General features: G+C 63.2%; 20 protein-coding genes and 3 pseudogenes. 14 read left to right on the forward strand and 9 right to left on the reverse strand.

Annotated elements, in window-relative coordinates:
• Positions 1–49: 49 nt before the first annotated feature.
• Positions 50–886 (forward strand): universal stress protein, encoded by an 837-nt coding sequence (locus HV711_RS06200; RefSeq protein ID WP_175145025.1) that lies wholly within the window; start codon positions 50–52, stop codon positions 884–886.
• A complete protein-coding gene (ftsH, locus tag HV711_RS06205) occupies positions 883–2,796 on the forward strand; it encodes an ATP-dependent zinc metalloprotease FtsH (RefSeq protein WP_051223908.1) in 1,914 nt (637 codons plus the stop codon). The genes HV711_RS06200 and ftsH overlap by 4 nt, the downstream gene beginning before the upstream one ends.
• A 9-nt stretch (positions 2,797–2,805) precedes the next feature.
• On the opposite strand, the gene HV711_RS06210 is transcribed toward ftsH, so the two are convergent.
• Entirely contained in the window at positions 2,806–3,372 is a 567-nt protein-coding gene (locus tag HV711_RS06210; RefSeq protein WP_028360078.1) for a lipocalin family protein, read from the reverse strand.
• 360 nt (positions 3,373–3,732) lie between these two features.
• On the opposite strand from HV711_RS06210, the gene HV711_RS06215 reads away from it, so the two are divergent.
• Entirely contained in the window at positions 3,733–4,008 is a 276-nt protein-coding gene (locus HV711_RS06215) for a DUF1488 family protein (protein WP_035477276.1), read from the forward strand.
• Here the strand turns inward: HV711_RS06215 and HV711_RS06220 are convergent.
• The 4 genes and pseudogenes from HV711_RS06220 to HV711_RS33915 form a co-directional block, all read right to left on the reverse strand.
• Positions 4,005–4,850 (reverse strand): P-loop nucleotide/nucleoside kinase family protein, encoded by an 846-nt coding sequence (locus tag HV711_RS06220; RefSeq protein ID WP_244142661.1) that lies wholly within the window; start codon positions 4,848–4,850, stop codon positions 4,005–4,007. The genes HV711_RS06215 and HV711_RS06220 overlap by 4 nt on opposite strands.
• Before the next feature lie 44 nt (positions 4,851–4,894).
• Positions 4,895–5,311: pseudogene (locus HV711_RS06225) on the reverse strand (nitroreductase family protein); the annotation flags it as partial.
• A 97-nt stretch (positions 5,312–5,408) separates the two neighbouring features.
• Positions 5,409–6,425, reverse strand: coding sequence for an LOG family protein (locus HV711_RS06230; protein ID WP_035477272.1), 1,017 nt, complete (start codon positions 6,423–6,425; stop codon positions 5,409–5,411).
• Between the two features lie 506 nt (positions 6,426–6,931).
• Positions 6,932–7,655, reverse strand: a pseudogene (locus tag HV711_RS33915) (bestrophin family protein).
• Between the two features lie 243 nt (positions 7,656–7,898).
• On the opposite strand from HV711_RS33915, the gene HV711_RS06240 reads away from it, so the two are divergent.
• Positions 7,899–8,378, forward strand: a complete 480-nt coding sequence (locus HV711_RS06240; RefSeq protein WP_035477268.1) for a carboxymuconolactone decarboxylase family protein — start codon at positions 7,899–7,901, stop codon at positions 8,376–8,378.
• A gap of 71 nt (positions 8,379–8,449) precedes the next feature.
• Positions 8,450–8,857, forward strand: a complete 408-nt coding sequence (locus HV711_RS06245) for a cupin domain-containing protein (protein WP_028360074.1) — start codon at positions 8,450–8,452, stop codon at positions 8,855–8,857.
• Between the two features lie 332 nt (positions 8,858–9,189).
• Here the strand turns inward: HV711_RS06245 and HV711_RS06250 are convergent.
• The 4 genes and pseudogenes from HV711_RS06250 to HV711_RS33920 all read right to left on the reverse strand — a co-directional run bounded on the left by HV711_RS06250 (position 9,190) and on the right by HV711_RS33920 (position 13,100).
• Positions 9,190–9,688 (reverse strand): annotated as a pseudogene (locus tag HV711_RS06250) (Ohr family peroxiredoxin).
• Positions 9,689–10,228: 540 nt separating this feature from the next.
• A complete protein-coding gene (locus HV711_RS06255) occupies positions 10,229–10,993 on the reverse strand; it encodes an alpha/beta hydrolase family protein (protein ID WP_035477265.1) in 765 nt (254 codons plus the stop codon).
• Positions 10,990–12,144: a DUF3182 family protein gene (locus HV711_RS06260; RefSeq protein WP_035477262.1), complete on the reverse strand. Its 1,155-nt coding sequence runs from the start codon at positions 12,142–12,144 to the stop codon at positions 10,990–10,992. The genes HV711_RS06255 and HV711_RS06260 overlap by 4 nt, the downstream gene beginning before the upstream one ends.
• 365 nt (positions 12,145–12,509) lie before the next feature.
• A complete protein-coding gene (locus tag HV711_RS33920; RefSeq protein WP_367648574.1) occupies positions 12,510–13,100 on the reverse strand; it encodes an Arm DNA-binding domain-containing protein in 591 nt (196 codons plus the stop codon).
• A gap of 189 nt (positions 13,101–13,289) precedes the next feature.
• Between HV711_RS33920 and HV711_RS06270 the strand changes: the two genes are divergently transcribed.
• From HV711_RS06270 to HV711_RS06310, 9 genes are all read left to right on the forward strand, one after another.
• Positions 13,290–14,045, forward strand: a complete 756-nt coding sequence (locus tag HV711_RS06270; RefSeq protein WP_013591990.1) for a DeoR/GlpR family DNA-binding transcription regulator — start codon at positions 13,290–13,292, stop codon at positions 14,043–14,045.
• A gap of 574 nt (positions 14,046–14,619) precedes the next feature.
• Positions 14,620–15,708 (forward strand): 2-aminoethylphosphonate ABC transporter substrate-binding protein, encoded by a 1,089-nt coding sequence (phnS, locus tag HV711_RS06275; protein WP_013591991.1) that lies wholly within the window; start codon positions 14,620–14,622, stop codon positions 15,706–15,708.
• A gap of 99 nt (positions 15,709–15,807) precedes the next feature.
• Complete coding sequence (gene phnT, locus HV711_RS06280; protein WP_013591992.1) at positions 15,808–16,908, forward strand: 2-aminoethylphosphonate ABC transport system ATP-binding subunit PhnT; 1,101 nt, start codon at positions 15,808–15,810, stop codon at positions 16,906–16,908.
• Positions 16,886–17,833, forward strand: coding sequence for a 2-aminoethylphosphonate ABC transporter permease subunit (gene phnU / locus HV711_RS06285; RefSeq protein ID WP_035477259.1), 948 nt, complete (start codon positions 16,886–16,888; stop codon positions 17,831–17,833). The genes phnT and phnU overlap by 23 nt, the downstream gene beginning before the upstream one ends.
• Entirely contained in the window at positions 17,823–18,686 is an 864-nt protein-coding gene (phnV, locus tag HV711_RS06290) for a 2-aminoethylphosphonate ABC transport system, membrane component PhnV (protein WP_013591994.1), read from the forward strand. Before phnU ends, phnV begins: the two co-directional genes overlap by 11 nt.
• An 88-nt stretch (positions 18,687–18,774) precedes the next feature.
• Positions 18,775–19,536, forward strand: a complete 762-nt coding sequence (locus tag HV711_RS06295) for a phosphonate utilization associated transcriptional regulator (RefSeq protein ID WP_035477343.1) — start codon at positions 18,775–18,777, stop codon at positions 19,534–19,536.
• A gap of 64 nt (positions 19,537–19,600) precedes the next feature.
• Positions 19,601–20,896, forward strand: a complete 1,296-nt coding sequence (phnA, locus tag HV711_RS06300; protein ID WP_035477256.1) for a phosphonoacetate hydrolase — start codon at positions 19,601–19,603, stop codon at positions 20,894–20,896.
• Entirely contained in the window at positions 20,893–22,344 is a 1,452-nt protein-coding gene (gene phnY, locus HV711_RS06305; protein ID WP_035477254.1) for a phosphonoacetaldehyde dehydrogenase, read from the forward strand. Before phnA ends, phnY begins: the two co-directional genes overlap by 4 nt.
• Positions 22,345–22,348: 4 nt before the next feature.
• A complete protein-coding gene (locus HV711_RS06310; RefSeq protein WP_035477251.1) occupies positions 22,349–22,909 on the forward strand; it encodes a phosphonate degradation HD-domain oxygenase in 561 nt (186 codons plus the stop codon).
• The last annotated feature ends 437 nt before the right edge of the window (positions 22,910–23,346 follow it).

The raw sequence follows: 23,346 nt of genomic DNA on the forward strand, positions 1-23,346 counted from the left end.
CGCGCTATCGCCGATGCTGGACGAATGCCGTTCGCCATTGGAGAGCACGATGAAATCCGCTGAAGCGCTGCGCGAGGCGCGAGAAAAGCGCACGAACCCGGCAGCGCGCGCGGTGCGCGGCGGCTATCGCAGGCTCCTCGTCGCGGTGCGAGGCGGGGGCGCTTTCCCCCTGATGGCCGTCGATTACGCCCACGCTTGGGCCGCGCCCGATGCGGTCGTCGAGGTCGCCGCGCTGACGGACGCCGCCTCCCCGGTCGACGGCGCGACGCGAGGCGTGGCTGGCAGCCTCGGCGCTGACGTCGCCAGCGCCGAGGCGGTGCGCTGTGCGCTGATGAGCCGTGGTATCGAGGTCTCCGGATCGTGTCTGCCACGAGCAGACGCGGGCGCCGCGTCGCCGCAGTCGCTCGGCGAACTTGCGCACCGCTTCGGCGCCGACATCGTGCTGTGCGACGATCGCTCGGCCGCGCATGTCGCCCGGAGCGCGGCGTGCAACGTGCTCTACCTTCCCTCGGAAGAATCGCACCGGTTCCATGTTCCGCCGCGCCGTATCTTCGTTGCGAGCGACGACAGCGCGAGCGCCCGGTGCGCGCTCGACGAGGCAGCGCGAGTGGCCGGCGACACGGCCGAGTTGCGCCGGGCGTACATTGCTTTCGACGCGGATGCGGGCAATTCGCGGGATTGGGCCTCGATCGCTCTCGCCGCCGCGCATCACGGCGACAATCTCGCGCACGCGATCGTGCAGGCAGCGCGGGAGTGGGGCGCGGATCTGCTGGTGCTCGGCACGCACGGCCGCATGCCGCGCGCCATGTGGCGCTACGGCAGCGTGGCGGCCGCGGTGGCGCAAGTCACCGACCTACCGCTTCTGCTCGTGCCGGAGCAATCATGATGCCGCTTCAGCGTTCGTCGCGCGATGCACGCAAGCCCACTCGCCGGTTGGACGCGGCGAGCATTGCGCTGACATTGTTCTTTGTCCTGCTTGCCGCCATGCAATTCCTGGCGCTTCAGGATGGCATCACTGAAGTGGCCTATAGCGACTTCCAGCAGCTTGTCGCGGCGCGCCAGGTGGACAACCTGGAAGTCACGCCAACGCGGATTCGCGGTTCGTTGAAGATGCCAGGCGCGGCACCCTACCTGCCGGCATCCGATGCAATGGCCCTCAGGAAGCGCGGCGAGCCGTGGCGGTTCGCGACGACCCGCGTCGCCGACGACCAGCTCGCGCAAACACTGTCCGCCGCCGGAATTCGCTATACCGGCGACGTCGACAGTGCGTGGCCCGGCATGCTGGTTTCCTGGGCGATTCCGCTCGTGACGCTTTTCTTCGTATGGCATCTCCTCTTACGACGCTCAGGCGGCTTGCAGCAATACACGAAGATGGGCAAGGCGAACGCCCACATCCTGGTGCAGGACGAAACCGGCATTACCTTCGACGACATCGCGGGAATCGACGAGGCCAAGGCCGAGCTACGGCAGATCGTTGCCTTCTTGCGCGACGCCGAACGTTATCGCAGGCTTGGCGGCAAGATACCGAAGGGTGTGCTGATCGTCGGCGCGCCGGGAACCGGCAAGACGCTGCTCGCGAAAGCGGTGGCGGGCGAGGCAGGGGTGCCGTTCTTTTCGGTGAGCGGCGCCGCTTTCGTCGAGATGTTCGTCGGTGTGGGCGCGGCCCGTGTGCGCGACCTGTTCGAGCAGGCCCAGGCCGAGGCGCCCTGCATTATTTTCATCGACGAACTGGACGCGCTCGGCAAGGTGCGCGGAGCCGGCCTGACTTCGAGTAACGACGAGCGCGAGCAGACGCTTAATCAATTGCTGATCGAAATGGACGGTTTCAAGTCGAATTCCGGCGTCATTATCGTGGCCGCGACCAATCGGCCGGAAACGCTCGATCCGGCGCTGTTGCGTCCGGGGCGATTCGACAGGCACATCGCCATCGACCGGCCCGATCTGAATGGCCGCCGCCAGATTCTCGCGGTCCATATGCGTCACGTGAAAACCGCTCCCGACGTCGATCTGAATGAGCTCGCGTCGCGCACGCCGGGATTCGTTGGCGCCGATCTGGCAAATGTCGTCAACGAGGCCGCGCTGCACGCAGCGGAGGCCGACAAGGCAGCGGTCGACATGGCTGACTTCGACGAGGCGATCGACCGCGCGATGACGGGCATGGAGCGCAAGAGCCGCGTGATGAACGCGCAGGAAAAGATCACGATTGCCTATCACGAAGCGGGGCACGCGCTCGTCGCGCATAGCCGCAAGCATTGCGATCCGGTCAAGAAGGTGTCGATCATTCCGCGGGGCGTGGCGGCGCTCGGCTACACCCAGCAGGTGCCGACCGAGGATCGCTATGTGCTGCGGCATGGCGAACTGCTTGACCGGCTGGATGCGCTGCTCGGCGGCCGCGTGGCGGAAGAGCTCATATTCGGCGATGTATCGACGGGCGCGGAGAACGATCTCGAGCGCGCCACCGCCATGGCACGCCATATGGTGACGCGTTATGGCATGAGCGAGCGTGTTGGACTTGCGACCGTCGGCGATTCCACGGAACATCTGGGCGCGCAGGGCTTTGACCGATGGCGTGCTGCGTTCTGCAGCGACGACACGGCGCGCCTTGTGGACGAGGAGATCCGCCGCATGCTGGACGAAGCGCATTCGCGCGTGAGCGCGACGCTCGACACGCAGCGCGCGACGCTCGAGCGCATCGCCCGGTTATTGCTCGAGCGCGAAGTGCTCGACCACGAGATGCTGCAGCAGGCGATAGAAGGAAAGGCACACGAATCCGCGCGGGAGACGGTAGCTGGCTGAGCAGCTGAGTCACTGAAAGCCCGGTTGGCCCATTTGCTCCGGCTTCTGCGGGACCCGGCGCAGCAGGTCGGTGTGGAACCCCATCGCGGCGAGCCGGGCCAGCACGTCCCGGTAGGCGCCTTCGTCCATTTGAGGATCGCGCGCCAGCACCCAGACCATATTGCCATCGGCCATGCAGCGGATCGTGTAGCGATATTCCGGGTCAACGTAGGCAGTAATCACGACGATTTCAAAAGGCCAGATAAGTCCCACGCGCCACTTCGTGTTGCCGGTTCCGGGAATGACTTTCGCGACGAAGTGGCTTCCCGTGACGGGCTGACCGAAATCATGCCGTCGACCCAGATATCGGTCGTCGATCTTGCCGTCGGCCAGCAGCGTAAATTCGTCGTAATTGCCGACGTAGTCGTGCTCGCTCAGAAACGGTGTGTCCGCGATCACGTACCAGCGTCCCATGTATCGCGTGAGATCGAGCGGCGCACCGGCGGTGCATGCCGTTGGCGGCGGGATCGCGGGACTCTGCGCGCAGCCCGCAAAGCACAAGATGCAGGCGGCGATGCACGCTATCGACTTGTACATGGCAATGTCCGATTCGACGGTGTCGCATTCAGATCGGCGTGAGCCGTGCCCAGCGACGACGGGCACAGCCGACTGTGCTGCCGCAGCGTTTCCTGGCAGGCGAAACCATTGTAATGTGCCGCGCAGGTAAAGCAGCACGGTCAGCCGTTCGCCGTCCCTTATCGGCAGAGGAAATTGAAGCATGTATCGAGCGCCTTCACCGCTATTGACCTCGATCAAGCGCAGACCGCGGCGTGAATTCGACGACGTGCGGCTAGCCACTATTCTGACTGACAGACACACGTGTGGCGGACGCCGTACGAAGCATGCCGGCACGTGAGCCTGTGAGCTTTTCTGCTGTCGTTCGATCAGGTGGACTTCATGAAGATCTATTTCCCCAATGAAAGCCCCGAGTATTGCGCGCGCGATCTCGTCGTTGCCTTTCCTGCAGAAGCAGACGGTGTGCCGGTGCAGTGCGCCATTACCGCGGAGGCGCTGGAAGACCATTTCGGCGCGGCCTCGCTGCGGGAGGAGGACTTGCTCGCCGCCTTTGAGTCGAATCGGCGCCACATCCAGCAAGCGGCAACAAATCTGCTCGAGGAAATCGGGCCAAAGCCCGTGCTCATGCACAGCGGATACTTCCGCTTCTGCGACTAGCCGCTCGGAAAAAAGCCGTCAGCTATCCTATGCGATGGATGCGGGCGAGACCGGGCGGCGTTGACGAAGTCGAGCACAGGTTCCCAGAACGCCGCCGAGTCGAACTGCGCGAGCGGCACGGCGGTGTCTAACACGACGGTTCGCGACATTTCGTCGGCTGTGAGCGGGTCGGAATCCGCGAGCTGCAGCTGCAACGTGGCGCTATCAGCGTCGGACGCATCGGCCGGGCCCATTTTGCACGCATCGATCCGTTCTCGCAGCACCTGCTTTTCCGCGCGAAAATCGAGCAGTGCGGCAGGTACGCTAAGACGCCTAGCAAGTACGAAAAATGCATCGCGATGACGACGCTCGAGAAAGGTGGCGTCGACAATCACGCTATAGCCGGTTTGAAGCACGTCCGACGCGCGGCCAAGAAGGCGCTCGTAGATCGCATGTCGCGCTTCCTGCGTGTAAGGTAGGGCGACGTTCCTGTCGAGGGCGCGGACAGTCCCTGGCGAGCGCTTGCGTTCGGTATCGCTCGACACGCGCACGGCGCCGCATAAATCCGCCAATGCGCGGCTCGCGACGGACTTGCCCGAACCCGAGTAGCCGTGGCAAAGCAGCAGGACGGTATCCGGCCTTTGCGCCACGGCCCGCGCAAGGTCGATGTACCGCGTGGCGCCGCGCGTGGCCGAGGCGCGTTCTTCCTGCGGAGCGCTTTTTGCTTTGAGACACACGACCCGGGCGCGCACGAGTGCACGATACACGCTATACAAGGGCATGAGCGAGAGCGCGTCGTAGTCCCCCGAGGTTTCGAGCCAGTGGTTCAGTAGCCGGCTGGCGAGGCGGTCTCCGGCATGCACCCGCAGGTCCATCGCGAGGAACGCAATGTCGTTGGCGACGTCGGGAGATCGAGCAGCGCGGCTCCGACAAAGTCCTGATATCCCGTCAGATTGCGCGCGTCGCTTGCGTGTTTCAGAACGAGCCGATGCTGGGATGCATCGTACCGATACACTCCGTTGGACAGCACCGCATAGACGTCGACTTCATTGAATGCATGCGCAGACGGCGCAGTACGGCCTCCTGTTGCAGGACGATTGACGCCGTCGGCGGCCCACAGCAATGCGCCGAGGGTCGCAGCCTTCAGCGGTGCATCGGAGAACTCGCGCGTGCGGAGGCGTAGCGCCAGCGCTTTCATGAGCGGTCAGCCACTGGCCATATCCGGCCGGGGCAGTCCGATGACGGCAGGCGTCTCGCCTTGCGCGCTCGCGGGCGCGCGCTGCGGCGCGGGTTCGTAGGAGAGCAGCGGTTGCACATCGGTCATGATCGACTCCATTCAACGAAACGGCCATGCATGCACACGCGGATCGGCGCATCTATTCTTACGGTAGCAGCGCCGGGCCGGCGCGGCTTGACGCGCGTCAACCATGAACATGCGGCGAGGATGCCGCGAGAGATTCGATCGCGCGCTCCTTCGTAACGGGTACGCAAGTGACGCACGTTGCTTGCGTTTCACGCTGCCGGTGCCACCGCGCCACGGTGGCCCAGATCTCCGGGGCCGTTTCGCAGAAGCTGAAGAGCGCCATGTCTTCCGGGGCGATCATTCCTTCGCTGATCAGAAAATCGAAGTCGATGGCCCGCCGCCAGAACGATTCGCCGACGAGAACGACGGGTAGCGGCCGGATCTTGCTGGTCTGCAGCAGCGTGAGCACCTCAAACAGCTCATCGCAGGTGCCAAAGCCGCCCGGAAAGAAGACAGCGGCTTGCGCGCGCTCCAACAAGTGAAGTTTGCGGATGGCGAAGTAATGGAACCGGAAACAAAGTTCTGGTGTGAGATACGGATTGGGCTGCTGTTCGCGGGGCAACGCGATGTTCAGGCCAATACTGGGCGCCCCGACGCCATGCGCCCCGCGGTTTGCTGCTTCCATAATGCCGGGCCCACCCCCGGTGACAGTAGCGAGGGACGACAGCCCTGCGCTGCAGCGAGCGCGACCGACTATACGCCCCAGCTCGCGCGCGATGCTGTAATAGCGGCTTCTCGCGAGCACTTGCTTCGCTGACTGCAGGGCGCGTTGGTGCGCCGGATTCTCAGGTGCGCTTTCGCAGATGCGTTGTGCGTTGCGCACCAGTCGACGCGCCGCCGCAGGCGCAACAATCCGCGTACTGCCGTACACGACGATCGTGTGCGCTATACCGTGGCGTTGCAATGTCTCTTCGGTCTTCCAATAGTCCAGTTGCAGCCGAACGCCGCACATTTCCGGGCGCCGCAGAAAGTCGGGATCTTCGTCAGCTTGCAGATAGGTCGGACTCTCGATAAGGCGGCGCACGCGTTCGGCCCGTGCGCCGCACGCCCTGTCGGCATGGCGGGCCTGCGCGTTTGCATTTGCGTTTGCATTGGCATTCGCCGAAGTGCGACTGTGTTTCTCGATGAGTGTCATTGAAAGGTCTTCGGGTGGCGCGAGGATCGGATCGTCTGTCCATTTAAGCCATCGTGCAGGGTAACCGGCTTGATCTGCATCAATGCCGCCGTCGCGAGATGCAGAAGCCACCGTGACAGAAGGGCGGCTGGGCGACGAACTGCATGTGCTGCCGGCCGCTAATGCATCACGGCACACGCGGAAGTGGCTGGCGTGGGGCGTCGCCTTCCGCGGAATGCAACCTGCCCAGCAGTCAAAAGTCCAATGAGGAAATGAGGTTCGCCCGGAGGCAAGGATGGGCACACAATCGGTGCGGCGAACGATCGCAATCAGTTTGCTCGCCGCAATAGTCTTATCTGCACTGGCTGGGTGCGACGCCTTGAGCGGGCCGCCGGCGCCGGAATGGCCGGGCCCTCACGCGCCGTATCCTTTTCCCGACAGCGTTCCCCACCGAACGCAGTAGTTCCGTGCCCGCTTTGCGGCCTCGGCGTCGAATTGCGCGGTCGGCGTGGGTTTTTGCGCGGCAGCTAAAGTGCAATGATTACGCCCACGGTTGGGTCGGCGGTCTGCTCCCCCAGCATTTCCTTCAGATCGCGCTCGATGATGCTGCACAACGTTGAAATGGGAACGTCGTTTGCGCCGCCTTCAAACGGATTCTCCGTGCTTTCCCCAACCTGCTCGAGCGACGTGTACATCCACGACACCGCGACACTGCATGGCACTACTAGCCATATCATGTTGCCTTGCATGAAGCCCGTCATGCCATCATTGAGCTTGTCAAATTCATGAAGCAGTCCGAATGGAAATAGCAGGCAGAAGAACTTCACAAATAAGGAACTGACCGTTGCGTATTGACGTGGATAGGGGAAATTCTTGAAACCTTCCGCTCTTGACTGCAGCGCTATGAAGTCGCCGAGCGCCCTTTGAAGCTCCATGTAGAAGTTGGACTCCAGACACCCCGTAGTGTGAAGCATCCTGAGATTTGTCCCAAGCGGCGGCTTTTGCCCAGAATGTCAACCCATATGTCAGGGCTTCCGTTGCCCTGTTGTAGGTTTGGACATTTTTGAAGCCGACAATAAACGACGTTGCAGTTCCAAGCAGAACAACGATAGTCAGGGGTACCGACAACCAGGTAAAAGAAAAGAGCTTGTACAGCACGACCGGTACACAACCCCAGATCAGAAGCCAGTAGATTTGCCGGCGAGTCCAAACCAGAAACTCCGTTACCTTATACGATTTTCCAAGGTGCATATGTGTGTCTCAGGCAAACTCAGGTGAGTAACAAATGAGCGAGGACGTCTGACGCGCGGTCCCAGCCGCTGGGACTAATGGCTGAGCGTACTCCGGCCGAGGGCGTTTGATTGGTGTCCTCAGGACAACACCGTGGTCCCGTTCGCGTGTCTACCGCTCTTCGCCGCGTCGGCCTACGATGACTTCGTGCCGTCCATTGCGGCTAAAGGCTTCCGTCAGGCGCGACTGTCCCAGGAGAAAACTATGACGCAGCGTATCAACTACATTCAGCAATCCCCGGAACTGTTCAAAAAGCTATTGGAATTCAGCAATCAGCTAAAGGACAGCAAAATCGAAGAATCGATCCGCGATCTCGTTTCGATCCGCGCGTCGCAGATCAATGGCTGTGGCTTTTGCGTCGACATGCACGTGAAAGAGGCACGCATTCACGGCGAGCGTGAACTGCGCCTCCATCATCTGGCGATCTGGCGCGACTCGCCACTGTTCGCGTCGCGCGAGCGTGCCGCGCTTGCGTGGACTGAAGCGTTGACGAGACTCGAAGAATCCGGCGTATCCGACGATATCTACGAGCGTGTGCGCACGCGGTTCTCCGAGAAGGAACTGTCTGACCTGACCTACGAAGTGATGGCCATCAACGCATGGAACCGCGCAAACATCGCGTGCAGGACGGTGCCCGGATCGGCCGACAAGGCATTCGGCCTCGACAAGGCGAATCTCGCCTGAACCGGCCCGTTAGCCTTTCGCCTTCAACCTTCGTCCCCCACGTGCGGGGCGGGTCTTTTGGATGACACACCATGTTTCGACTGAAGAACACCGTCATGGCAATGTTCGTCGCTACGGGCGCACTTATGGGCGCGGCCCGGGCGGCCGCGCCCGAAGCGATCGTGGCGCCGCTGATGACGAAAGCGCTGGACGATTACCCGGGCAAAGAAGCGCTGATGATCACCGTGACTTACCCGCCGGGGTCGGTCGATCCCGTCCATCGGCATCATGCTCACGCTTTCATCTATGTACTGGAAGGCGCGATCGTGATGCAGGTCAGAGGCGGCAAGGAAGTGACGCTAACGCCCGGCCAAACTTTCTATGAAGGTCCTAACGATGTGCACACGGTCGGCCGCAATGCGAGCCAGACTCAACCCGCGAAGTTCATCGTGCTGCTTCTGAAGGACAAAGACGCGCCTGTTCTCGTGCCGGAAAAATAGAGTACGTTGGCCGCAACGCGCGACGAGGGGACAATCCGGGGAGGCACAACGTAGCTGCGGATCTGATTGGTGTGCCGACGCTTGGATATAGGCGGCCGTTCTATGCGACGTGCCTCGACCTCCGAGCAGTGGATCTATCCGCCGTCGCCGAATCGCACCGAGGCTCTCGCTGCAGGTAACCCGCAAGGCTCCTCTAACTGAGTCGTTGGCGCTGCTCGAGCCGTCGCGCTCAACGCGGCGGCCCAGCCGGGCGCGGCGACGCCGCCGCTCAGGCTCGGCTACGGGCACTCACGCGCTGGTGCATGCCTACGACGTGCTGGTCGGTCACCGAGTCAGTCAACAATGGTCAAGATATTGACGGTCCCTTGTCTGGCCATCTTCGCATACGGACACAAGCGTTCCGCAGTGCGAACCATTTCTTCCGCCACGGATCGGTCAACACCCGGCATCCGGACCCGGAGGTTGATGACCAATGCGTAGCCTTCATCCATCGGATCGCGGCCAAACGAAACTTGCACCTCCACAACGGTATCGTTGATCCATTGCGGCGCGCTTTGTGAGCAGCTTCAGCGCGCCGTGAAAGCACGCTGCAAACCCCGCTGCAAACAACTGTTCTGGATTGGTCCCGTTGCTGGGTCCGCCGAACTCCGTGGGCAGCCGCAATTCCACGACGAGATTTCCGTCATCTGAACGGGCCACGCCCGAGGCTCGGCCGCGTCCCGTTTCGCCCCTGGAAACGGTGACCGTCGTCGTGTAGAGCGGATGAAAATCCCGCCCTCGATATCTGTCGAGGAGGGAAAATGGAGGAGGTTGCAGCTTGTTGTCGTCCATGGCGGATCTCAGGTTCAGTCATACGCGTTCTGACTTTCAGTCGTTGACCTGTCGAAGCCTCGCCTACGGAACGAACGATCGTGAAGTTCGGCCATTCCTTCGGCGCAGACAGTCGAGGTTTTCCAAGGCAACGTCGGTTTGATAGTAACGGGGCTCGAATGGGAACGGTAGCGTCGTGGAGGAAGACATGGTGTTTCCCATTTGGCGCCAATGCCAATAGTCGGATAAAAATAGGAGGCCCGTCATGTAACTGAAAGGCCGGCGGGATAGTAAACCCGGACGGCTTCCGATTCGGCGAATGGGTCTCAAGGGACGGTGCTACACTCGTACAGCCCGGGTTTCACATCTCTCTGGGGAATGCAATAGAAGCCTGAGGCCCGTGCGTGTTCGACCGTCTCACGGCACCATGCTTTGCCGGGGAGAAACCGCGGCATTCAGGACAGCGAACGGAAAGCAGGCAATGGAATGCCTTCGCTCGAACGGGGCGTTCCGTTCGTCGCATTGGCTCACCGGGACACTCGTGCGCTTTCCATCGGGTGCCTAATGTGGCGCGCCTCCCCGGTCGCCTGCGCGCTGGCCGGCAACCATCTCCGTCAGCCAGTTCACCAGCAGGCTGGTATACGCCCGCTGGCTGGCGTCGTCCGACAGCCCGTGATCCGCTCCAGCGATAATCCGGTAGGTGAGCGAGTGGGCGTTCAGAAACGCCTGAAGATAGCTGGCGATTGCAGGGTGCGGCACGATCTTGTCGTGCTCCGATTCTACGAGCAACACATCACCGCCAAAGCGGGCGGCCGCCCGCAATGCGCGATTGTCCGACGACGCCACAATTCGTTTGCGATACGCCACCAGGTCATGTTCGACATGGAGTGCGCGCTTTGGTGTATTCCAGCCGTCGTCGAGGTACAGCGCCGGCACGCGCAGACCAAGCCAACGCACGGGTCGCAACTCGGTCAGAATTGTCGCAAGATAGCCTCCGTAGCTGCTGCCGACGACGGCGATTGCCTCCCGGTCGATCGACGGGTGTGCAACGAGCGCATCATACGCAGCGAGCAGATCCTGCAGATTGGTCTCCCGCGTCACGTTCTGCTGTTCGTCCTGTGTTCGCCCATGTCCCGTCAGATCGAACGTCAGGCAAATGCAGCCCAGTGCCACCGCCTGCCTGGCGCGCTCCAGATATTGCTCCTGGCTGCCGCCCCAGCCATGCACGAAAAGAACACCCGGAACGGCAGTCGTCGGTGCGAGGACAGTACCGTCGAGGTATCCGCGCTCCAGCTTTATCTGAACGCCGTAACGTTCTGCTGTCATCTGTCGTCACTCCCTTGCAAGGTATGGCGAGCCACCGTGTAGTACTTGGTGATGGCGCCCGCGTGTGGATCGACGCCCTGATAAACAATCGAGGCGCCGTCCGGTATCTGCACCTCGTCCCCATAGATCTCGCGTGTCGAGGCGCTCACCGCATACGCCAACGGATCTGCCCTGAACGCGCGTAGGGCACCAATTTCGGCGCCCGTAGCACCGCCGATCCGCCACGACTGCTCGAGCACGCCGCATTGGCGCGCGCCTTGCGCGTCGATGCCCCATGCGACGTCGTAGTTGCGTCGCGATGCAAAGAAGCCCGCATAATCGTTTTGCACGGCGGCATCGAACGCACGCGCTTTGGCGATGGCCTCATGGATGTCGCTCGTCAGGTCGAGTCGCGCAAGTATGTCGAAGCCGCCTCGCACCGCGACGAGATCCGTGCCGCCATACACGCGATGCCCGTGGTTGTTCATGGTCAGATGCTGCACGCCGTAGTAACTCACCACGAGTTCGTCAAGCGTGACCTGGCCGACGCTCAGCGTTTCGATCGGATCGAGATTGCACTCCACGACGATGCCTTCAGTTCGCAACGCCGCCTCGCCGAGCGCCGTAAGCTCCGTTTCGAGTTCATCCATATTCGCGACCAGCGACTGGCCCGCTCCGCCAATGCCCGATGGCCGCTTGATCCTCACGGGCCCATCCCGCCACAGCCGGCGAGCCGCGTTGCAGGCGTCATCGTGCGAAAAGACAGAGTAGCCCGGCAGAACCAGCGAGGCAGTGTGCTCGCTGAACGCCCGCGACCAGCCTGGCGGTGCCAGCCGCGCGTCTTCGGTCAACGGGTGCGCGATCAGCTTTGTCGCGACGAACGGGAATGGCACGACCCCGCCGAACAGATCGCGGACCGAACGCACGCCGAGCTTATGTGCTTCAGTAAGCGTTAGCGTGTGGTCCGGAATCAGATAACGATGGGCAGCATAAGTCAGCGTTGGGTCGAACTCGCCCGTAACCCGCGTGCCTTTCAGTTCCGCGATCTGCCGGGCGAGTTCCCGGAGCGTGCCTACCTCGTGACCAGCCCGCGCTGTACTGCATTCCTCCAAATGCACCAGGACAACGGGAAGCGGTGGTATCGCAGCGGGCGAAAGCGCCGATGGCTCCACTTCGTGCTCCTTTGCGCCGTCGCACGGCCGACGTATGGGGTTGGGGCTCACGTGGACGGGCAAGGCCGTCTTTTTGCAGTGAGCAAAAGCTGTGCCTTCCGTTAGCCCGTCAACCGGCGCCCGTGTCTCTGCAGTTATCGGATGGTCCACACCGTCCGTGGCGCCGTTGTCCATCTCGCGAGCCGCAGCCCCTGGGAGCGCAGTGGCTCCGAGCACTGCATCGCTCCGGCCACGCCCTGAAGTTGGCCGCAGGAGAACGCCTCACGGCCAGCATCGGGAGTCGCAGCGCGTGCCGGCGAGCAAGGGCGGGGATTCGCAGTTGTGGCTGAGGAGTTGTGCATTGGCACAACCATCAGCTGCGGCGGTCAAGGATCACCTGGCGCCACCAATTCGGTGTGTCTTCTGGAATGCGTCCAGCGTCTAGAGCATAGTCCCATGCTGCGCAAGCTCTGAGCGCAGAATTGCCGCGTTCCGAGGTGCGTGACGCTGACTATCAAGCAGGTCGAAGGCCTGTTTCCGAGTGATGGAAGCGGCTGGCATGCAGGCAATCGGAGCGACCTTGCCGATGATGCGCCGGCGCGACTGGCCGCTCCGACAGAATCCCGATGCCGTTCGATGTGACCTGCGAGGAAATCTTCGCAGAGTTCCTTCACCGTGTATGATTCCGGCGTCAAAGCCACTACAGGGCGGTTTGATGCCCTTCGAGTGAGCGCAGGGTCTTCGCCAGAGTCACGGCGCGCTCGGATCTCTTGCCATTTTGCGATCGCAGATGCGTAGGACATTGCCGGCCATTCTCCCAGCTTCTGCTGACGCATCCGGCCATCGACGGGTGACTTGAATCGGTAAGTCCAGCTGCGCCGCGATGCGGTCGCTTCCAGACGAAGACCTTGGAAAGAATGGAAGCTCATGTGCGTGCCGGGCTTGAGCTGTTTTGCAGTCTTGGCATCGAATCGCATGTCGGCGTAGGTTTTTTCGGAACGAGAGAAAAACCTGCGCCAGCCTTCGAAGTTTAGCAACTCGTAGACGAGTGTAGATGCGGCTCCTGGCGTCGGTTCGAAGCTCTGGAAGCCTTACTGAACGGCCTTTCTGGGCAGAAGTGCCCCGACCGACGCGACTCTCGCGCAATGATGAAGGAAACGTCCCGAATGCTCGCAGAACAACGTCACCAATACATTCTGGCGCAGGTCGCCAAGACCGGCGCGCTCTCGGTCGCCGAACTGGTGCGCGAACTGAACGTGTCGCGCGAGACCATCCGCCGGGACCTGAACGCGCTGGCCGGGCGCGGCCTGCTTGTCACGACGCACGGCGGCGCACTGTCGAGCGACCGTCGCGAACCCGACCTCGACACCCGCGAAGCGGCGAATGCCGGCGCGAAACGCGCGATCGGCGAGCGCGCGGCCGAGTTCGTTCCGGACGGCGCGTCGCTGATCGTCGACTCCGGCAGCACCACGCAGGCCGTCGCGCGCGCCTTGCTCGATCGCCACCGCTTGTCCGTCTACACGAACGACTGGCGCATTGCCCTGCTGCTCGGCCGGCGCAACGACAACCGCGTCACGCTGCTGGGCGGCGAGCTGTCCGACATCGAGGACGCCACCTTCGGCCTCGACACGGTGCAGCAGCTCACGCAGTACCACGCGGACTTCGCGTTCATCGGCGCGGGCGGCATCTCGCCCGACGGCTACCTCACCGACTACAGCCGCATGGCCGCCGAAGTGCGCAGCCGCATGATCGCCGCCGCGGATACCGTCGTGATCGTGGCCGATCATTCCAAGTTCGGCCGCGTCACGCCGGTGCGCATCAACGGCATCGAGTCGGCGCGTTATCTCGTGACCGAACTCGCGCCCGAGCGCTCGCTCGCCAAGGCGATTACGGCGCACGGCCCCGAAATCGTCATCGCCTGAACCGGGCGTGTAAGCGGTGGAGCAGGCGGACGGGCGCCGCATCCGCCGTCGCGCCGCGCCTGTCCGACGGTTCGACGACCCGACGATCCGACGATTCGACGGCTCCACGCGTGCGCAGACTCGCGCTCCACGCGCTCCGTTCGCGATTAGCCGCCAAGCGCCGACGGCAACGTCCGAATTCCCCTGCAAGTTCTTCTGGCGCTCGGCTGAGGCTTGGCTATTATTGGCGAATTGTGTTGTTTTTTGGAATTCGACAGAATAGTCATGGCGTTGTCATCGAAACCTGAGATTCTTGCCCTGCCGCGACAGGCGGGGCTGGCGGCGAGAATGTCGTAGGCAGCCGTAAGCCGCACGGGGCGCCACGCAGCCGGGTTGTCGGCAATCTGCAATCTTGAGCCACGCCGGCGTCCGCTGCAGGCAATATGCAACAAAGAAGTAGACAGCACTCGCAACAGTACGCGAGAAGCAGCAAGCAGCAGATCAAGCGCAAGCGGCGCGCAACCCACGCCGGTCAATCACAACAGGTATCGGGTTTTCCCGACCGTCTGGTTTTATTGCCTTTCGGAGAAGCGAGATGACAAAGACAAATTCCCCTCAGGCCACGGGCCTCGCACGCAAGCTGTTGCCGGCGCTCGTCGCCGCCGCGGTATTCGGCGGCGCGGCCATACAGGCTCATGCGGCCGACGCCGTGGTGCTGTACACCGCCGACGGCCTCGAAAATCTCTACAAGGACGTGCTGCCGGCCTTCGAAAAGAAGGAAGGCGTCAAGGTCAACATCGTGACCGCGGGCAGTGGCGAAGTGGTGAACCGCGCCACCATCGAGAAAGATCAGCCCAAGGCCGACGTCATCGTGACGCTGCCGCCGTTCATCCAGCAAGCGGACCAGAGCGGCCTGCTGCAGGCTTATCAAAGCGCGAACTACAAGAACGTTCCCGCCATCGCCAAGGCGCCCAATGGCGCATGGGCGACCTTCGTGAACAACTATTTCTCGTTCGCGATCAACCCGGAAGTCACGAAGAACCAGCCGAAGACCTTTGCCGATCTGCTGCATCCGGACTACAGCGGCAAGATCGCCTACTCGAATCCGGCGACGGCCGGCGACGGCATGGCGGTGATCATTCTGACGTCGTCGCTGATGGGCGAGGACAAGGCGTTCGACTATCTGAAGAAGCTCGAGCAGAGCGCCAAGTTCCACACCAAGGGCACGGGCTACCTCGACGTGCTGCTCTCGCGCAACGAGATCGCCTTCGCAAACGGCGACTTGCAGATGGATCTCGACGACGCGGCGAACGGCGGCCTGTCGCTCAAGCCGGTGTTCCTCGCTGCGGCGCCGGGCGGCCAGCCGACCACGTTCCAGTTGCCTTACGCGATCGGCCTCATCAAGAACGGCCCGAATCAGGCGCAAGGCAAGAAGCTGATCGACTATCTGATGTCGACGGACGTGCAGTCGAAGGTGCCTGACATCTTCGGCATTCCGGGCCGCAGCGACGTACCGCTCGCCGGCAAGAACGGTGAGGCGGTCAAGCAGGCCATCTCCGGCGTGAAGCTGATCCCGGTGGACTGGAACCAGGTCATGGCGAAGAAAGCCGACTGGACTGCACGCTGGAAGAACGACGTGATCGGTTCGTCCGGCAAGCAGACTGAAGTCGTCAAGCCGAAGTAAGCCGCGCTTCGCGGTCCAGTGAAAACGCGCAGCGCCGTCGTGAGCAGTTCGGAACCGGTGGCGCTGCGCGAGCCTCAATTTTGTTGGAGGATGAACCCGGTGAATACGGCCAGTCTTGCTCATCCCGCCCCGCTCGGGGCCGCGCCTGACGCGCTCGATGCCGCGCGTGCCGGCGCACCCGGCGGCGTGCAGATCGACCACCTGACCGTGCGCTTCGGCTCGCGCACCGTGCTCGACGATCTGTCGTTGACGATCCAGCGCGGCGAGTTGCTCACCGTGCTTGGCCGCAGCGGCTGCGGCAAGACCACGCTGCTGCGCTTCATTGCCGGTTTCATCGAGGCCGACGGGCTGTCGGGCACGTTGACCGTCGCCGGCCACGATCTCACGCATGTGCCGCCGCATAAGCGCAATCTCGGCCTGCTGTTTCAGAGCTATGCGCTGTTTCCGCATCTGTCGGTGTTCGAAAACGTCGCGTTCGGCTTGCGCGCGCGGCGCGTTCCGTCGAAAGACATTGCGCGGCGCGTGGCCGACGCACTGAAGCTCGTGCAACTCGGCGACGCCGGGCACGTGATGCCCGCGCAGCTTTCGGGCGGCATGCAGCAGCGCGTCGCCTTGGCGCGCGCGCTCGTGATCGAGCCGGACGTGTTGCTGCTCGACGAGCCGCTCTCCGCCCTCGACGCCAACCTGCGCGCGTCGGTGCGTTCCGAACTCAAGGCGCTGCATGAACGCCTGCCGAATCTGACCATCGTCTGCGTGACGCACGATCAGGACGACGCGCTCGTGCTGTCGGACCGCACGCTGCTCATGCGCGACGGCCGCATCGCGCAGCTCGGCACGCCGCAACAGCTGTACGACACGCCGAGCGATGCGTTTGTCGCGCGCTACCTCGGCGCGGCTAACCTGCTGCCGCCGCCGGTCGCCTTCAGCATGGACGACGCGCGCTATAACGAGCGCGAGCGCGTTGCGTGCCTGCGGCCCGAAGCGCTGCGCATCGTGCCGCTCGGAGAAGGGCAGTTGCATGGCGCGATTGCTTCGGTGGAATGGTATGGCGCCGTGTTGTCGGTGTCCGTCGTGCTGGACGCGATGCCGAACGAACCGGTGCTCGTCACCCTGCAGCGCGGCCAAGGCATGATGCCCGAGAAAGGCGCGCGTGTTTCCCTGCGTTACGAGGCTGACGATGTCGTCCTTATCCAGCCCTGAGGCGTCGGCGTCGCTGACCGCGTCCGCCGCCGCCGATGCGCGCCGCAGTGCGAGCGCCGCCTCGCACGAGGCCGCGGTGAAGCGCCGCCGGCGCGCGGCGCAGTGGCATCTGCTGTTCATCGCGGTGTTCGTGCTCGGGCCGCTTGTCATCTATCCGCTCGTGCGGCTCGTGGCGCTCAGTCTGAGCGGACCGCATGGCATCGGTCTGCAGGCTTATTCGGCGTTCTTCGGCAATCCGGAGACGCGCGGCGTGATCGGCACGACGCTGTGGATTCTGTTCGCGAGCGCGGGACTCGCGTCGCTGCTCGGCGTGGCGCTTGCCTCGTTGCTGTTCTTCAAGCCGTTTCCGGGCGCGCGCATGGTCACGCGCTTTCTCGAGCTGTTCGTCGCGTTTCCTTCGTTTCTGGTCGCCTTTACGCTGATTTTTCTGTACGGCTCGCAAGGCTCGGTCAGCATCGGTTTGCAGCGGCTTTTTCATCTTCAGGCACCGCCGCTCGATTTCCTGTTCGGCGTAGGCGGCGTGATTCTCGCGGAAGTCGTGTTCTATGCGCCGTTCGTCGTGCGGCCGACGCTGGCCTCCTTTGCCACGCTCGACATGCGTCTGATCGAAGCCGCCCGCAGTCTCGGCGCAAGCGGCTCGATGGTCGCGTTCAAGGTCATCCTCCCGCTCGCCTGGCCGGGCATCGCCGCGGGCACGATCCTGTGCTTTCTGTTGACGCTGAACGAATTCGGCATTCTGCTCGTGCTCGGCAGCGCGCATCTGATCACGCTGCCGGTCGCCATCTACAGCTCGGCCACCGTCGACCTCGATTTGCCGACGGCCGCCGCCGGCGCGGTCGTCATGCTGATCATGTCGTTGTCGCTGTACGCGCTGTACCGCCAGGTCAATCGTCGCAAGGTGAAAGGAGCCGGCCATGGCCGATGAACTCGACCCGACCGTGCTGCCGGTCATGCACATGAAGGCGCGGCCGGTGCGCCGCAGTCTTGTCGTGCGGATGCTCGGAGGACTATTTCTCGGCTTCGCCGCGCTGCTGTGCTTCTGGCTTTTCGTGTTGCCGGTGATCGTGGTCGCGCTGTCGAGCGTTGCGGCTCACTGGTCGGGCACGATTCTCCCCGACGGCTTCAGCACGCGCTGGTTCGAGCGGCTCGCGTCCAGCGACTTCGACGCGCTGACGACGAGCCTCGAAATCGGCATGGGCGTCGCGGTCCTCGGCACCGTGCTCGGGCTGTGGCTCGCGCTTGCGCTCGAAGGACGCGACCGGCGCGGCCTCGGCGCTTTCGTCGACACCATCGCGATGATGCCCAACGGCGTGCCGAGCGTCGTGCTCGGATTGGCGGTGCTGATCGCCTATCACAAGCGGCCGCTGGATCTGTCGAGTTCCGCCGCGATCGTCGTGTTCGTGCAGCTCGCGCTGGTGCTGCCGTTCTGCTACCGGTGCGCGGCCGCCGCGCTGCGCCCCGAACTCACCGTGCTGCGCGAAGCGGCCGCGAGCCTCGGCGCGCCTCCGTCGATGGTATTGCGCCGCGTCGTGCTGCCGCAACTCGTGCCCGCGATTCGCGCCAGTCTCGCGCTGGGTTTTGCGTTGTCGCTCGGCGAACTGGGCGCGACGCTCACCGTTTATCCGCCCGGTTTTGCGACGGTGCCGATTGTCGTCGTCGGTCAGGTGGAGCGCGGCTACTACCTGCCCGCATCCGCGCTTTCGCTGATTCTGCTGCTGGTTTCGCTTGCTGCGCTGCTCGTGATCGCGGCGCGCGTGCCGCGTCGCCGGACCGACTGAGCCTGCCTCTCCGTTTTTTCCGCCCCGCGCGCCCCCGCAACGAGGCGCCTCACGTATACGTCTTTTTTATGTGGCAAAAGTTGTCAAAATGACCGAGTATATGCAAACTGCTTCTGTCGATCCGATCGAGGTCGTGCGCAGGCATTCGCTGACGGCGCTGGTTCGCGACGAGATTGAAAGACACATCGTCGAAGGCGAGCTGGCGCCGGGCGACAAGCTGAACGAGGCGGAGTGGGCCGCGCGCCTGCATGTATCGCGCGGACCGGTGCGCGAGGCGTTTCGCGCGCTGGAACAGGCGGGGCTCGTGCGCACCGAGAAGAATCGCGGCGTGTTCGTGCGGACGGTGTCGCTCGCGGAAGCCGACGAGATTTACGCGGTGCGCGCGGTGCTGGAAGAGGCGGCGTGCAGGATGCTGGCCGGGCGTATCGACGCGCGGCAACTGGCGGTGCTGCGCGATTGGCTCGATGCGATGCGCGCGGCCTTCGATGCGCACGATCCCGACGCCTACGCGCGCGCCAACGTCGCGTTTCACGACGCGATTGTGGCGGCGGCCGGCAACCGGAAACTGTATGAGACGTATCGAAGGCTGGTGAGCGAACTGAGTCTCTTCCGGCGCGCCGCGCTGGTCGTGCATGCCGATGCGATGGAGCGCTCGCTCGCCGAGCATCGCGCCATTCTCACGGCGCTGGCCTCGCGCGACGCGGGCCACGCCGCGGCGCTGATGCAGGCGCACGTGCGCGGCGGCCTGCAGCGCGCGCGGGCTGCGTGCAAGGAGGGAGAGCAGAAAGAACAGGGCGGGGCGGCGGAGCAGTGGAGTGCCGCGCCGAGTGCGCCGGCATCTGACGAATGAAGCGAAAACGTTGTCTTGATCGATTGACTCGAATGAGCGTGCGCGGCACGCAGGGACGGGAACGATGGCAAGCGCAGGGGAAAATTCAGGTGCGAATGAGATCGCGTCGGGACGCATGATCGAAGTCAACGGCCGCCGCTACAGGCTGCCCACGCAGCCGACAGTGGTGGTGTGCGTCGACGGCTGCGAGTTCGCTTACCTGGAAGCCGCGGTCGCGGCGGGCGTCGCGCCGTTCATCGGCAGCATGCTCAACGGCGGGGCGGCCTTCAAGGGCGATTGCGTGATCCCCTCGTTCACCAATCCGAATAATCTGTCGATCGTGTGCGGCGTGCCGCCTTCGGTGCACGGCATTTGCGGCAATTACTTCTGGGATCCCGAGGCGAACGGCGGCGCGGGCGCGGAGGTGATGATGAACAATCCCGCCTATCTGCGCGCCGGCACCTTGCTGGCCGCCGCGAGCGAAGCGGGCGCCGCCGTGGCTGTCGTCACCGCGAAAGACAAGTTGCGCAGCCTGTTGGGCTGGCAGCTGAACGGCATCTGCTTTTCCGCGGAGAAAGCGGACAAGGCGACGCGCGAGGAAAACGGTATCGGCGACGTCCTCGATCTCGTCGGCCTGCCGCTGCCCGACGTCTACAGCGCGGGGCTTTCGGAGTTCGTGTTCGCGGCGGGCGTGCGGCTCGCGCAAACGCGCAAGCTCGACCTGATGTATCTGTCCACTACCGATTACATCCAGCACAAATGGGCGCCGGGCACGGAAGGCGCGAACGCGTTCTACGCGATGATGGACGTCTATCTCGCGCAGTTCGACGCGCTCGGCTGGGTGATCGGCCTGACCGCCGATCACGGCATGAATGCGAAGCACGATCCGCAAACCGGCGAGCCGAAGGTGATCTATCTGCAGGATGTGCTCGACGAATGGCTCGGCCCCCGCGAGGCGCGCGTGATTCTGCCGATAACGGATCCGTATGTGGTGCATCACGGCGCGCTGGGTTCGTTTGCGACCGTCTATTTGCCGCGCGAGGTGAGTGCCGCGCAGGTGATCGAGCGGATTCGCGGCCTCGCCGGAGTCGAGCTCGCGCTCGATAACCGCGCCGCGTGCGAGCGCTTCGAGCTGCCGAACGACCGCGTCGGCGATATCGTCGTGATCAGCACCAAGCACGTGGTGCTCGGCACACGTCGCGACGAGCACGATCTGTCGGGCTTGACCGTGCCGTTGCGCTCGCATGGCGGCTTGTCGGAACAGGAAGTGCCGCTGCTTTTCAATCGGCGTGTCGAGGGCTTGCCAACCGCGGACAGCGGTAAACGGCTGCGCAACTTCGATATCTTCGACGTCGCCCTGAACCGCGCGTCGGCATCATGAACACGACGCTGCGTGACCATCCGGCCTTCCGGGCTGAAGCGCTGCGGCTCAAGGGCGAGCGCGCGGCGCGGGCGCGTTCGTTCGACGTCTTCGATCCGTACACGGGCACGCGTGTGGGCACAGCCGCGCTCGCAAGCGTCGACGATGTGCGCGCCGCGTTCGAGTACGCCGCGGCTTATCAGCCGAAGCTCACGCGCTATGAGCGCTCGCAGATTCTCGAGCGCGCGGGTGCTTTGCTGCGCGAGAGAGCCGAAGAGGCGTCGGATCTGATTTCCCTCGAATCGGGGTTGTCGAAGCAGGACTCCCGCTATGAAATCGGCCGCGTGGCCGACGTGTTGAAGTTCGCCGCGATTGAGGCGTTGCGTGACGACGGGCAGAGTTTCGCCTGCGATCTGACGCCGCACGGCAAGCGGCGGCGGGTGTTTTCTCAGCGCGAGCCGCTTGCCGGCGTGATCGTCGCGATTACGCCGTTCAACCATCCGATGAACCAGGTTGCGCATAAGGTGGCGCCCGCCATTGCGACCAATAATCGCGTGTTGGTGAAACCGTCGGAAAAGGTGCCGCTGTCGGCACTCTATCTTGCCGATATCCTGTATGAAGCCGGCTTGCCCGCGCCGATGCTCCAGGTGCTGACCGGCAACCCGCGCGAGATCGCCGATGAACTGATTACGCATCCATTGGCTGAACTCGTCACGTTTACGGGCGGCGTCGCGATCGGCAAATACATCGCGGCAAAAGCGGCCTACCGGCGCGTTGTGCTCGAGCTGGGCGGCAACGATCCGCTGATCGTGCTCGACGACGCCGACCTCGAGCGCGCGGCGACGCTCGCCGTGCAAGGGTCTTATAAGAACTCCGGGCAGCGCTGCACGGCCGTCAAGCGGATGCTCGTGCAGAAGCGCGTCGCGGCGGACTTCGCCGATCTGGTGGTGGAGAAAACGCGGGCCTGGCGCTTCGGCGATCCATTCGATGAAGAGAATCAGATGGGCACTGTGATCGATGTGGCGGCGGCGCAGCTCTTCGAATCGCGTGTGAACGAGGCGATTGCGGGCGGCGCGCGTTTGCTGGCCGGCAACCGGCGTAATGGCGCGTTGTACTCGCCCACTGTGCTCGACCGCGTCGAGCCGTGCATGACCGTGGTGCGCGAGGAGACCTTTGGGCCGGTGTCGCCGATCATCAGTTTCGACACGCTCGACGACGCGATCCGGATCAGCAACGGTACGCAGTTCGGATTGTCGTCGGGGGTGTGCACGAACCGGCAGGATGCGATCACGCGCTTCATCAACGAACTGCGGGTAGGCACGGTCAACGTGTGGGAAGTGCCCGGCTACCGGATCGAGCTGACGCCGTTCGGCGGCATCAAGGACTCGGGGCTCGGCTATAAGGAAGGCGTGCAGGAAGCGATGAAGAGCTTCACCAACCTGAAGACTTTTTCATTACCGTGGGAGTAACAGCGTGGCATTGAGTGTGAGCGACATCCGTTCGCTGTTCGAGCAATTTGGGCACATCGCTTATAGCGGCGAACCGGTCACGCAGCTTCAGCATGCATTGCAAAGCGGTGCGCTAGCGGAAGAAGCAGATGCGGACGAGGCGCTCGTCGTCGCCGCGTTTTTGCACGACCTCGGACATCTGCTCAATCTGCAAGGCGAGACGCCGACCGAGCGGGGCATCGACGATCTGCATCAATACTTTGCCTTGCCGTTTTTGAGGCCCGTGCTGCCGGACGCGGTGCTGGAGCCGATCCGGCTGCACGTAGACGCGAAACGCTGCCTGTGCGCCATCGACCGGACGTATTTTGGTCAGCTTTCTGCCGACTCAGTACGGAGCCTCGAACTGCAAGGTGGGATCTTCAGCCGCGAGGAAGCGGACACGTTTCTGCAGAAGCCGTACGCACAGGACGCGCTGCGTCTGCGTAAGTGGGACGACCGCGCAAAAGAAGAAAATCGCGCGACGCCGGATCTTGACCACTACCTTGGCATGTTCGAGCGCGTCATGCGCAAGAGCGCAGCGGCCTGACTCGAACGGCTGCAGTTCCCGTTGCTCTGCCGGTTGTAATTTGCGCTATTTTCTGCGCGATTTCCCTATGCCGAAATAACGCTTGCAACCCGTCGCGGGGCTCGCTAGAATCTCGCTCTTTCGTGCTCCGGACGCCGGGGCACGGGAAGCGGGAAAGCCAGCAGTGGCAAGGCTTCCGGCGGTGGCAGCAGGTTCAGTCAGTAACAAAAACCTGTTGACGGCGCGACGGAAGTTCTTCATAATCTCGCTTCTCTGCTGCTGATGCAGCGACGCAGAACGAAGCGGTGCCGGGTGGTTGAAGTCAGGCGCTGCGAAGTGTGCGAACCGATCTTTAAAAACTAACAGCCGATAAGTGTGGGCGCTTGATGCGACGACGCTACGCCGGACTCTCCGGGGTCTGGCGGAAAAAGCGAAAGTATCAAGTCTCACACAGTAAT

Origin of the sequence: Paraburkholderia phenoliruptrix, assembly GCF_902859825.1 — a bacterium.
In the GTDB taxonomy this organism is placed as follows: domain Bacteria; phylum Pseudomonadota; class Gammaproteobacteria; order Burkholderiales; family Burkholderiaceae; genus Paraburkholderia; species Paraburkholderia phenoliruptrix.

What these genes read in the sequence shown, in the direction of transcription:
- HV711_RS06200 (WP_175145025.1), top strand. Translation starts at nt 50, where the DNA reads ATGAAATCCGCTGAAGCGCTGCGCGAGGCGCGAGAAAAGCGCACGAAC.
- ftsH (WP_051223908.1), top strand. Translation starts at nt 883, where the DNA reads ATGATGCCGCTTCAGCGTTCGTCGCGCGATGCACGCAAGCCCACTCGC.
- HV711_RS06210 (WP_028360078.1), bottom strand. Translation starts at nt 3,372, where the DNA reads ATGTACAAGTCGATAGCGTGCATCGCCGCCTGCATCTTGTGCTTTGCG.
- HV711_RS06215 (WP_035477276.1), top strand. Translation starts at nt 3,733, where the DNA reads ATGAAGATCTATTTCCCCAATGAAAGCCCCGAGTATTGCGCGCGCGAT.
- HV711_RS06230 (WP_035477272.1), bottom strand. Translation starts at nt 6,425, where the DNA reads ATGACACTCATCGAGAAACACAGTCGCACTTCGGCGAATGCCAATGCA.
- HV711_RS06240 (WP_035477268.1), top strand. Translation starts at nt 7,899, where the DNA reads ATGACGCAGCGTATCAACTACATTCAGCAATCCCCGGAACTGTTCAAA.
- HV711_RS06245 (WP_028360074.1), top strand. Translation starts at nt 8,450, where the DNA reads ATGTTTCGACTGAAGAACACCGTCATGGCAATGTTCGTCGCTACGGGC.
- HV711_RS06255 (WP_035477265.1), bottom strand. Translation starts at nt 10,993, where the DNA reads ATGACAGCAGAACGTTACGGCGTTCAGATAAAGCTGGAGCGCGGATAC.
- HV711_RS33920 (WP_367648574.1), bottom strand. Translation starts at nt 13,100, where the DNA reads ATGCGATTCGATGCCAAGACTGCAAAACAGCTCAAGCCCGGCACGCAC.
- HV711_RS06270 (WP_013591990.1), top strand. Translation starts at nt 13,290, where the DNA reads ATGCTCGCAGAACAACGTCACCAATACATTCTGGCGCAGGTCGCCAAG.
- phnS (WP_013591991.1), top strand. Translation starts at nt 14,620, where the DNA reads ATGACAAAGACAAATTCCCCTCAGGCCACGGGCCTCGCACGCAAGCTG.
- phnU (WP_035477259.1), top strand. Translation starts at nt 16,886, where the DNA reads ATGTCGTCCTTATCCAGCCCTGAGGCGTCGGCGTCGCTGACCGCGTCC.
- phnV (WP_013591994.1), top strand. Translation starts at nt 17,823, where the DNA reads ATGGCCGATGAACTCGACCCGACCGTGCTGCCGGTCATGCACATGAAG.
- HV711_RS06295 (WP_035477343.1), top strand. Translation starts at nt 18,775, where the DNA reads ATGACCGAGTATATGCAAACTGCTTCTGTCGATCCGATCGAGGTCGTG.
- phnA (WP_035477256.1), top strand. Translation starts at nt 19,601, where the DNA reads ATGGCAAGCGCAGGGGAAAATTCAGGTGCGAATGAGATCGCGTCGGGA.
- phnY (WP_035477254.1), top strand. Translation starts at nt 20,893, where the DNA reads ATGAACACGACGCTGCGTGACCATCCGGCCTTCCGGGCTGAAGCGCTG.